The organism is Leptotrichia sp. oral taxon 879 str. F0557, from assembly GCF_000469385.1.
Taxonomy (GTDB): domain Bacteria; phylum Fusobacteriota; class Fusobacteriia; order Fusobacteriales; family Leptotrichiaceae; genus Leptotrichia; species Leptotrichia mesophila.
In genome coordinates, this window is the sequence record NZ_KI271324.1 from 1 (window position 1) to 11,474 (window position 11,474).

Genomic DNA, 11,474 nt, shown 5'->3' on the forward strand with positions numbered 1-11,474 from the left:
TAATGTTTTTGTTTTTCCATTTTCGTAATAAAAAAATTTTGAATTTGTAGGAAAATGTGGTATAAATATAATATATAAAAATTTTATAGAGTATGGAGGAAGAATTATGAATGGATATTTTAGTCTTGTTTTACATGCACATTTGCCGTATGTAAGACATCCAGAGTATAAAGAATTTTTGGAAGAAGATTGGTTATATGAAGCAATTACAGAAACGTATGTTCCTCTACTAGAAATGTTTGAAAGCTTAACAAGGGATAATATTCCTTGGAATATAACAATCACAATGTCTGGGACGCTTGTAAATATGTTAAATGATGAGTTATTAAGAGAAAGATATATTCGTCATATAGACAAATTGATAGAATTTTGTGAAAATGAAGTGGAAAGACTGAGTCCATATCCTGATATGTTAAATGTTGCAAAACATAATTTATGGTTTAATACAAGAGCGAAACAAGTATTTGAAGAAAAATACAATAGAGATTTGGTAGGAGCATTTAGAAAATTTCAAGATCAGGGGAATCTTGAAATTATTCCTGTTACAGCAACACATGGATTTTTACCAGTTATGAAGGATTATCCTGAAGCAGTAAATGCTCAAGTTTTTATGGCAAAAAAAGATTATATAAAAAACTTTGGAAGAAATCCAAAAGGAATTTGGCTAGCTGAATGTGCTTATTATCCAGGACAGGATAAATTCCTTGAAAAACATGGAATAAGATACTTTTTAGTAGATGCACATGGGATTATGCACAGTAATCCACGTCCAGTTTATGGTATTTATTCACCAGTCTACACAAAAAACTACGTAGCTGCATTTGCAAGAGATTTAGAGTCGTCTGAGCAAGTTTGGAGTTCTGAATCAGGTTATCCTGGAGATGGACTTTACCGTGAATTTCATAAAGATGCCGGTTATGAACTGGATTATGAACTTGTAAAGCCTTATTTGCATAGTGATGGAGTAAGAAGAAACATTGGAATAAAATATCATGCAATAACAGATAAAAAAGGAACTTACAAAGCTGTTTATAATCCACAGGCAGCAGCAGAAAGGGCAAAAGAACATGCCTATAACTTTGTCTTCAACCGTTCAAAACAAATAGAATACCTCGCTTCAAAAATGAAATATAGAAAACCTATTGTAGTATCACCTTATGATGCTGAATTATACGGTCATTGGTGGTATGAAGGACCAATATTCCTAGAATGGGTATTCAGAGCAATAGCAGAATCTAATTTTTCTACAATAACACCATACAAATATTTAGAATTATATCCTACAAATCAAATAGTTGACGTAAGTATGTCAAGCTGGGGAGCAAACGGTTATTATGACGTTTGGATCGATGGCTCAAATGATTACGCATACAGACATCTACATAAAGCCGCACAAAAAATGATAGAACTGGCAAACGGAAGAGAGCCATACAATGAATTGGAATACAGAGCATTAAATCAGGCCGCAAGAGAATTATTGATGGCACAGACTTCTTGCTGGGAATTTATAATGTACACAGGAACAATGGTTGGTTATGCTCACAAAAAAATAAGTGATCATGTCCATAGATTGTTTAAAATTTATGAAGATTTCAAAAATGGAAGATTAGATGAAGGATGGATAAATGAAATCGAAAGTAGAGATAATATCTTTCCTGAAATTGAATACAGAATGTATAGAAGTGACTGGTTATAATTTAAATAATAAAAATTAATATAATTTAAGGAGTGTTTTTTATAAGAGCATTCCTTTTTTATATTAATTAAATTGGTAAATATTTTTATTTGATTTTGAGGTTAAATTAGTATAAAATATATTTAAAAGAGAAAAATTATTTTTTCTAATTTTAGGTTGTTTTTATTAATAATTTTTATTTTTAAAATTTTATTTTTGAGGTTATTTTAAGCAAGGGCATCAAACGCCATGCCCTTGCATCCTCGCTTTTCGAATTTTGTTTAGTTTTTATTAAAAAAACCCCCTCAGATAAGTCAGGGATAATGCGTAGCACTTTTGCTATTATGATTATTTGTATATATTCAAATAATCATTGTTGCGAAATAAAGGGAAATAGCAATCAAAATAATTTGAAAGTAATAATTTAATAAATAGAAATTAATAGTAGAAAAAAATTTTTAATAGATAATAATAGAAAGAGAGAAAAAAGAATGGAGAAGATAATAGGTATAAATCCGGTAATTGAAGTATTGAAATCGGATAAAAATATTGAGAAACTGGAAATTTATAAGAAGATAAAGAAGGAAACAATCAAGGAAATATTGAATTTGGCAAGTAAAAGGAATATAAAGATTTTTTATACTGATAGACGGACTGAAAATTCACAGGGGGTTGTGGTACTTGTTTCAGAATTTGATTATTATATGGATTTTTCTGCGTTTTTGGAAAAGTTTTTGAGAAAAGAAAAGTCAAGAGTAGTTGTGCTGGATCAGATTCAGGATCCAAGAAACTTTGGGGCGATTATAAGAAGTGCAGAGTGCTTTGGAGTGGATGGGATTATTATTCAAGACAGAAATAGTGTGAAAGTTACGGAAACTGTTGTAAAATCATCGACAGGAGCAATTGAGCATGTGGATATTATAAAAGTTACAAATATTTCTGATACGATTGACAAATTAAAAAAATATGGATATACAGTTTACGGTGCAGAAGCTGACGGGCAAAATTATTATTATGAGGAAAATTACCCAGAAAAAGCATGTCTTGTGCTTGGAAGCGAAGGAAATGGAATGCGTAAAAAAGTAAAGGAACATTGCGACAAGATTGTAAAAATACACTTGAAGGGTCAAATAAACTCGTTGAATGTGTCTGTGGCTGGAGGGATAATATTGGCAGAAATGTCGAAAAATTAATGAAATTTGATAAATAATACGTCTTTAATTTTTGCTCCAAATCTACAAAAAAAATTCTTGAAATTAAAGTGAAAAAATGATATTATTAAATATAATAGTTTTTTTAAAATTTCTTTAAATATTGGAATTTATCATAGAAAAAGATAGTTTTTTATGTAAAATATTTAGATTTAGGAGATTTTTAAGTTAAAAAAATAAAAAGGAATTTTGGAAATTACTGTGAGTAAAAATTAAGTGTAGATAATTGAATTTAGGAGATGAATTGAGTTTATTTATTTTAAAGATAATTGGAATAATAGCAATGTTTGTGGATCATTATCATTATATTATTGGTGGAAATGTGATTTTAAATATTGTTGGGAGAATTGCTTTTCCAATATTTGCATTTACGCTAAGTGAAGGATATGTACATACTAGAAATTTAAAAAAATATTTATATAGACTTCTTATTTTTGCAATAGGTATACAAATACCATCTATCATATTTGGTCATAAATACCCTATAAACATATTCTTTACATTGTTTTTAGGACTTCTAACAATTTATATACTTAATTTTAAGAAAAAATACATAAAAAATCAGATATTTTTATGGATAATAAAAATTATTCTGATGAGTTTTATATTATTTATTTCTCAATGGCTTGAAATGGATTATGGGGCATACGGAATTTTATTAATTGTAAATTTTAATATTTCTAGAAATAGTAAATTTTGTATATTAATGAACTTTCTTATATTAAATACTTTTAATTTATTATTTCCCGATATTTTTAAGCTAACAAAAACACAGTTTTTTTCAATAGTTTCATTAATCTTTATTTTTATGTATAATGGAAAAAAAGGAAGAAGTATGAAATATTTTTTTTATTTATTTTATCCGATACATTTTCTTATTTTAGAAGGAATAAGAAATATCAGATAGTTTTAGTGTGTTCATAAAAATTTTTGGAGAGGGAAAATGACAAAAAAGGAAAGATTGAAAAAGATATTTCCAATATTAAAAGAAAAATTTGGCAATCCAAAAGCTGCATTAGAATTTGAGACTCCTTATCAGCTAATGGTAGCAGTCATCTTATCAGCTCAATGTACCGATGCACGTGTAAACATTGTTACAAAGGAGCTTTTTAAAGTTGTTAGAAAACCTGAGGACATTAGAAAAATGGATTTAGAAACACTTGAAAAATATATAAAATCAACAGGTTTTTATAAGAATAAGGCAAAAAATATAAAATTAAATGCTGAGATGATGCTTGAAAAATATAATGATATAATTCCAAAGGATTTGAAAAAACTTGTAGAATTGCCAGGTGTCGGACGAAAAACTGCAAATGTTGTTCTTGGAGAGCTTTGGAATATTCGAGAAGGAATTGTTGTTGATACTCATGTTAAGAGATTATCTAACCGTATAGGATTTGTAAAAAATGATAATCCTGAGATTATTGAACGGGAACTCATGAAATTTGTGCCCAAAAAAGATTGGTTTGTGTATTCGCATTATATGATTTTACATGGGCGGGATAAATGTATAGCAAGAAAGCCCAAATGTAATATATGTGAAATCAAGGACTACTGTAAATATAATCTAGATAATTTAAAGAAAAAAGGAATTAGTAAATAGATTTTTAGTATAAATAAATGTAGAAAGGAAAAGAATGGTTAAAAAGATAAAAAGAGTTTTGATTTTTGGAGTGTTGGCATTGTTTGCTGTTCTTATCTATGCAGAAGGAGAGCAAGATTCATCTAAAGAGGGGATTACTGTCAAGGAGGAGAAAAGTAAAAATTCTACAACAAGAGAAGATGGTTCTAGTGAAATAGAACAGGCAACAAGAAGAGGGTATTCAAAACATTTTAGACACGGTAAAAAAAGAAGAAATTCTAAGCATGAGGAATATAATGAATATACTGAAAATAATCAAAATCGATCATCAAATTGGAAGAGTAAATCTGAAAAATGGCAAAATAAAACTAGTGCATTAAAAGATAGCAATTCAGAAGAAACAAAGCACAGAAGAAAACTTGTAAAGGCAATAGAACATGAACATGAAGGAGCTTCACATTATTACGGAGAGGTTATAAAATTTATTGCCACTACAGATGGAAAAGTCTTAAAGGAAAAAATGTCAAGACAGAAGCATCCGATAGCTTCACTTACAAAGGTTATGAATATTTTAGTGGCATTGGAACAGGTTGACAGGGGAAATGCAAAGTTAGATGATAAAATATGCTTTACACCTGAATTTGTAAATATGGGTGGAAGCTGGCTGAATGCAAAGGCTGGAGATTGTTATACATTAAAAGATTTACTTCGTGCAGAAATTATTTATTCAGCAAATAATGCTGCATATTTAGTTGCACATCATATTGGAAAAGGAAATATTGATAATTTTGTAAAATTAATGAATGATAAAGCTAAAGAACTGGGAATGAATGATACACGTTATTATACACCAGCAGGATTGCCGTCTTCGATGACAAATAAAAATATGGATATTTCAACAGCATATGATATGTATTTGCTTGGAAATAGAGCTATAAGAGATGAAAGATTACGTGCATGGATGAAGGAATCAGAGTTGGTATTGCAAAATTCAGAAGGTGAAGATGTTGTTTACAACAATAGAAATCATCTTTTAGACCAGTTTGGTATTTACGGCTTAAAAACAGGATTTCATGCACAGGCTGGTTACAACATGATTGTATCAAGTAAAATAGGGAATCTTGAAATTATCTCGGTAACATTAGGAAACAAGAGTGATAATGCCAGAACAGAAGATCAAGAGCAGGAATTTACACAGCTGGAAAAACGTATGATACCAGTTTACAAGGCAGGACAGGAAATTAATAAAAAGTTTAAGATAAAAAATGCTGAAGCAAAAGAAATAAAAGGTGTTTTATCAACAAATGTCTACCAGATTGATAATACAAATTATAAATTTGAAGTAAAAGATTTACAAGTCTCGGCTGAAAAAGAAGGAATTTCCAAAGGAGATGTAATAGGTAAACTTGAAGTTCTGTCAAATGATAACAAGGTTGTAGGAACTGTTGATATTGTGGCACAGAATGATTATAAACAGTTATCTCTATTTAGACGTATTTTGAGATTTATAACGCTTGGGCTTGCATAAAAGATAGAAATTGAGCTGTTTAGAAATGAAACGGCTCTTTTTTTTTATCTGATATAAATATAATGTAATTTAGATGAAAATGTGGTAAAATACATTTAAGTTTATCTGAGATTTAATTCTATTTTTTATTTTAATAGTAAAAATAAAAAAATCCTTGAATTAAAGTATTTTTTACAAGATTGTGCTGTTAATTTATATAAATATAAAATTTTATTATTATTTTTTAAAAGGAACTTAGTATATATAGTATAGTTTATAAGTTTTGTTTTAAAAAAAGAGAATTATTGTAATTTTATAAAATTGTTGAAAAAAAGGAGAAAAATGGTTATGAAAATATTGGGAGTTATACCAGCAAGATATGCATCTAGCAGGTTTGAGGGGAAACCACTCAAGGATATTTGCGGGCATACTATGATTGAATGGGTTTACAAAAGAGCAAAAAATGCTGATATTGATGAGATTGTTGTGGCTACTGATGATGAGAGAATTTTTGAGGCAGTAAAAAAATTTAACGGGAATGTGGTTATGACAGCTGAAAATCATCAGAATGGAACTTCCAGAATAATAGAAGTTATTAATAAAAATGAATACAAAAACTACGATTTTATTATAAATATTCAGGGAGATGAGCCATTAATTGACATTGAATCGATTAATATTCTGGCAAATAACTATAGAGATGAAAAATCGGAAATTGTTACATTGAAGCAGGAAATGAAAACTCAAAATGAAATTGAAAATCCGAATCACGTAAAGGTAATTACAGACTTTAATGACAATGCCATTTATTTTAGCCGTTCAGTAATTCCATACGAACGTGATAAAAATAATAGTGAAAATATAAGATATTTCAGGCATATTGGAATTTATGGATATACAGCAAAATTTTTAAATGAACTGAAAAATCTAAGAGACGGCGTTTTGGAAAAGATAGAGTCGCTTGAGCAATTGAGGTTTATTGAAAATGGATATAAAATAAAGGTTTTGGAAACTGATTCAAACGTAATAGGTGTGGATACAGAAGAAGATTTGAAGGAAGTTGTTAAATTTATAGAAAAAAAGGGAATAAAACTGGAAAGCTGAAAAATATTGTAAAAGGAGGATGTTTTAATGGAAAATGGAGTAATGATACAGTATTTTGAGTGGAAATTACCAAATGATGGAAAACATTGGCAAAGATTAAAGGAAGATGCAAGGCACCTAAGTGAAATTGGAGTAAGTGGAGTATGGATTCCACCAGCATATAAAGGAACTTCACAAGCAGATGTCGGTTATGGTGCTTACGATTTATGGGACTTGGGGGAATTTGACCAGAAAGGAACTGTCAGAACGAAATATGGTACAAAGCAGGAACTGATTGAAGCAATAGAAGAACTTCATAAATACAATATAAATGTGTATTTGGATGCTGTCTTGAATCATAAGGGCGGAGCTGATGAAACAGAGAATTTTTTGGCAATAGAAGTTGATCCTGAAGACAGAACCGTGGAAATAACCGAGCCTTTTGAAATAGAAGGCTGGACAAAATTTACTTTTCCTGGAAGAAATGATAAATACTCTGCATTCAAGTGGAATTATAATCTTTTCGATGGAGTAGATTTTGATAATAAAACTGGTAAAACTGCAATTTATAAAATTGTTGGGGAAAACAAGGACTGGGATGAGGGAGTTGACTCTGAACTTGGGAATTATGATTATCTGATGAATGCCGATATTGATTTTTCACATCCTGAAGTACGTGAGGAAGTAATCCGTTGGGGAAAATGGGTTGTAAATGAATTAAAAATTGATGGATTCAGGATGGATGCGGTAAAACACATAAAAGATGAGTTTATAGCTGAATTTTTGACACAAGTAAGAGCAGCTTACGGAGAAAAATTTTATTCTGTTGGAGAATACTGGCGAAATGACTTGGAAAAATTGAAGGAATATTTGGATAATGTTGGTTATAAAACTGATTTGTTTGATGTTGGACTACACTTTAATATGTATGATGCTTCTAAAAAGAAAAAGGATTATGATTTAAGAGAAATTTTTGAACATACAATAGTTGCAACAAACCCCATGGCAGCGGTAACATTTGTGGATAATCATGATTCTCAAAAAGGAAGTGCTTTAGAATCACAAGTGGAAGACTGGTTTATTCCCCATTCATATGCTATAATATTATTATCAAAAGATGGCTATCCATGCCTGTTTTATGGCGATTACTACGGAGTGGGAGGAGAAAAAAGCCCGCATCAATGGATAATTGACAAACTTCTGGAAGTACGAAGAATACATGCTTATGGAGAACAAATAAATTATCTGGATAATCCAAATGTAATTGCAATTCAAAGAACGGGAAGAGATGAATGGACTGGATGTGTAGCCGTACTTTCAAATTCTGAAGAGGAAGAAGAAATACAAATTGAGCTTGGAAGAGAAAGAGTAGGAGAAGTTTGGCAGGAAGTTACAGGTAGTGGGTATGAAGACATTACAATAGATGAGGAAGGAAATGCCAATTTTAAAGTTGAACCTGAAAAAATTTCTGTGTGGATACGTAAAAGTTAAGATAAAAATATTGAAATTATCTATGGTTGTAAAGAAATAAATGTTAAAATAATATGAATCTTTCTAGGTTATTTTAAGAAAGAAACCAAAATTGGAGGTAAGAAAAATGAGAAAAGTTAAAATTATAGGAGTAATAATTGTATTGGTTATGAGCTTGAGTTCTTGTACTGCTGTAGCATTGGGAGCAGGAGCTGTTGCTGGAGGGTACACTTGTTTAAATACAAGTCTTTGCAATAAATTGAAAAAATAGTTTGAGTAAATTTTAAGGGCATAGAATTTTATGCCCTTATATTAAAAATTCAAAATACACAAAAATGTTAAACAGGAGAATAGGGGAAATATGAAAAATAGTAATACAAGAGAAAAAATCTTGGAAAATATACAGAGGATAGTCGTAAAAGTTGGAACTTCTACACTTACGACTGAAGATGGACATCTAGATATTGAAAAAATAAAGAAAATTGTGCTGGAACTAAGTAATTTACAAGATAAAGGATATGATGTAATACTTGTAACTTCTGGTGCAGTTGGAGCTGGAATGGGACTGCTTAATATAAGTGAAAAGCCTAAAACTTTGGCAGAAAAACAGATGCTGTCAGCAGTTGGACAAGTTTCACTTATGCAAATTTATCAAACTCTTTTTAAAGAGCATAACAAGATAATCGGGCAACTATTATTGACAAAAGAGGAATTTTCAAATAGAAAAAGGTACTTGAATATGAGAAATGTTTGTAATGCTTTTTTGAAAAGAAAAATTATTCCAATTATAAATGAAAATGATGCAATTGTATCTAATGCTTTGAAAATCAAGGTTGGAGACAATGATACGATGTCAGCACTTGTTTCAGGATTGATTGATGCAGATTTATTAATTATTTTGTCAGATATTGATGGACTTTATAACAAAAATCCTCGAAAATATGAAGATGCGAACCTGATTAATATGGTTGGGGATATTAGTGAAGATATAAAACAGATGGCAGGAACTGAAGGCTCAAAATTTGGTACTGGTGGAATGATAACAAAAATTATTGCTGCGGAAATGGTAACAAAAATAGGTATAAATCTAGTAATTGCTAGTGGAGATGATCCAGGAAATATTACTAGGATTGTGGAAAAGGAAAATATAGGTACACTTTTTGTAAAAAAGAATAAAAAAATTAGTCTCAGGAAATACTGGCTTGCTTATGGAACGAACAAAGAAGGGGTATTAATTATTGATGATGGAGCAAAGTTAGCCCTAAAAAATGGAAAAAGCTTACTATCTGTAGGAATAAAACATATAGAAGGAATCTTTGACAAGGGGGCTGTAATTGAAATAGAAGATTTAGAAAAAAATATTATTGCAATAGGAATTTCAAATTATTCATCAGAAGAGATAGACTTGATAAAAGGGGAAAAAAGTGAAAATATAGAAGAAATCTTAGGATATAAATATGACGATGCTGTGATTCATATTGACAATGTTGTTATGAGAAAATAAGAATTATTATAAATACTTTAACATGGTTTTACAGAATGATAAGAAGAAATGAGGAAAATATGAATTATATAGAAGAACTTGGAAAAAAAGCAAAAGCCGCTTCAAGGGAACTTTTGAAAATTGGAACAAAAACTAAAAATGACGTATTATTTGCAATAGCAGAGGAACTGATAAATAAAAAAGAAGAAATAAAGGCTGCGAATAAAATAGATATGGAAAATGGTAAGAAAAATGGAATGGCATTTTCTTTGCTGGATAGAATGGAACTTACAGACAGCAGAATAGAAGCGATGGCTCAAAGTTTACGTGAAATGGCTATGTTTCCAGATCCAATTGGAGAAGTTATTACAGGATGGAACCATAAAAATGGAATGAATATTGTAAAAAAAAGAGTTCCGCTTGGAGTAATCGGAATGATTTACGAATCTCGTCCAAACGTTACAGTAGATGCGGCAGGACTTGCAATAAAATCTTCAAATGCGATAATTTTACGTGGGTCAGAAGATGCCCTGAATTCAAATATTTATTTGAATAATTTATTAAATAGAGTTGCAGATGCTCACGGATTGCCAAAAAATACAGTTCAGCTTGTAGAAAAGCCAGAAAGGGAACTTGTGAAGGACTTAATCCGTGCAGACAAGTATATTGATGTAATTATCCCAAGAGGGGGAAAAGGATTAAAAAGATTTATCATAGAAAACGCAACAATTCCAATGATAGAAACAGGTGCAGGAATTTGTCACATCTTTGTGGACGAAACAGCCAACATAAAACAGGCATTACCAATCATCGAAAATGCCAAAGTACAACGTCCAAGCGTATGTAATGCCATCGAAACAACACTTATCCACGAAAACATTGCAAAAGCAATCTTGCCAGAATTAACAGAAATGCTTTTAAAAGATGGTGTAGAGCTAAGGTACAGCAAAGAAGCATTAGAAATTGTTGGAAACAGAAAAGATGTAAAATTGGCAACAGAAGAAGATTTTGGGGCTGAATATCTAGATTTAATAATGTCACTAAAATTAGTTAAAAACATAGATGAAGCAATTGAATACATAAATAATCATGGAACGCACCATTCCGACTCAATCTTGACAAAATCTATAGAAAATGCTGAAAAATTCCTAAACGAAGTAGATTCAGCGAACGTTTATTTAAATGCTTCTACAAGATTTTCTGACGGAGGAGAATTTGGCTTTGGTGGAGAAATCGGAATTTCCACGCAAAAACTGCACGCTCGTGGGCCTATGGGAATAAGAGAGCTGACTACGACGAAATATGTGATTAGAGGAGAAGGGCAGATAAGGGAATAGTAAGAAAAAGAATATAAATTTATGAAAAAGTCTGATAGAAAGAAACCTATTGGGCTTTTTTGTTTTAAATAGATACTTTTTTGTGAAAAAATATTAAATATAATTCAAAAAAAAAAAAAAAAAAAA

10 protein-coding genes are annotated in these 11,474 nt (G+C 30.4%); all 10 read left to right on the plus strand.

Features of this window, described 5'->3' with window-relative positions:
• The first annotated feature begins 106 nt into the window (after positions 1-106).
• The 10 genes from HMPREF1552_RS05445 (at position 107) to HMPREF1552_RS05485 (ending at position 11,348) form a co-directional block, all read left to right on the plus strand.
• Complete coding sequence (locus HMPREF1552_RS05445; protein WP_021744121.1) at positions 107-1,696, plus strand: glycoside hydrolase family 57 protein; 1,590 nt, start codon at positions 107-109, stop codon at positions 1,694-1,696.
• A gap of 470 nt (positions 1,697-2,166) precedes the next feature.
• A complete protein-coding gene (rlmB, locus tag HMPREF1552_RS05450; protein ID WP_021744122.1) occupies positions 2,167-2,868 on the plus strand; it encodes a 23S rRNA (guanosine(2251)-2'-O)-methyltransferase RlmB in 702 nt (233 codons plus the stop codon).
• A gap of 262 nt (positions 2,869-3,130) precedes the next feature.
• Positions 3,131-3,793: a TraX family protein gene (locus HMPREF1552_RS05455; RefSeq protein WP_039901251.1), complete on the plus strand. Its 663-nt coding sequence runs from the start codon at positions 3,131-3,133 to the stop codon at positions 3,791-3,793.
• A gap of 36 nt (positions 3,794-3,829) precedes the next feature.
• A complete protein-coding gene (gene nth, locus HMPREF1552_RS05460; RefSeq protein WP_021744124.1) occupies positions 3,830-4,489 on the plus strand; it encodes an endonuclease III in 660 nt (219 codons plus the stop codon).
• A 34-nt stretch (positions 4,490-4,523) separates the two neighbouring features.
• Positions 4,524-5,996, plus strand: coding sequence for a D-alanyl-D-alanine carboxypeptidase family protein (locus HMPREF1552_RS05465; RefSeq protein WP_021744125.1), 1,473 nt, complete (start codon positions 4,524-4,526; stop codon positions 5,994-5,996).
• A 327-nt stretch (positions 5,997-6,323) separates the two neighbouring features.
• Positions 6,324-7,079: a 3-deoxy-manno-octulosonate cytidylyltransferase gene (kdsB, locus tag HMPREF1552_RS05470; protein WP_039901259.1), complete on the plus strand. Its 756-nt coding sequence runs from the start codon at positions 6,324-6,326 to the stop codon at positions 7,077-7,079.
• 27 nt (positions 7,080-7,106) lie between these two features.
• Positions 7,107-8,549, plus strand: a complete 1,443-nt coding sequence (locus HMPREF1552_RS05475; RefSeq protein ID WP_021744127.1) for an alpha-amylase — start codon at positions 7,107-7,109, stop codon at positions 8,547-8,549.
• A 106-nt stretch (positions 8,550-8,655) separates the two neighbouring features.
• Entirely contained in the window at positions 8,656-8,799 is a 144-nt protein-coding gene (locus HMPREF1552_RS12545; RefSeq protein ID WP_021744128.1) for a hypothetical protein, read from the plus strand.
• A gap of 90 nt (positions 8,800-8,889) precedes the next feature.
• The gene (gene proB, locus HMPREF1552_RS05480; RefSeq protein WP_021744129.1) at positions 8,890-10,032 is read left to right on the plus strand and encodes a glutamate 5-kinase; all 1,143 of its coding nucleotides are present in this window, start codon (positions 8,890-8,892) and stop codon (positions 10,030-10,032) included.
• A 59-nt stretch (positions 10,033-10,091) separates the two neighbouring features.
• On the plus strand, positions 10,092-11,348 hold the full coding sequence (locus HMPREF1552_RS05485) for a glutamate-5-semialdehyde dehydrogenase (protein ID WP_039901253.1): 1,257 nt from the start codon (positions 10,092-10,094) through the stop codon (positions 11,346-11,348).
• Positions 11,349-11,474: the final 126 nt, after the last annotated feature.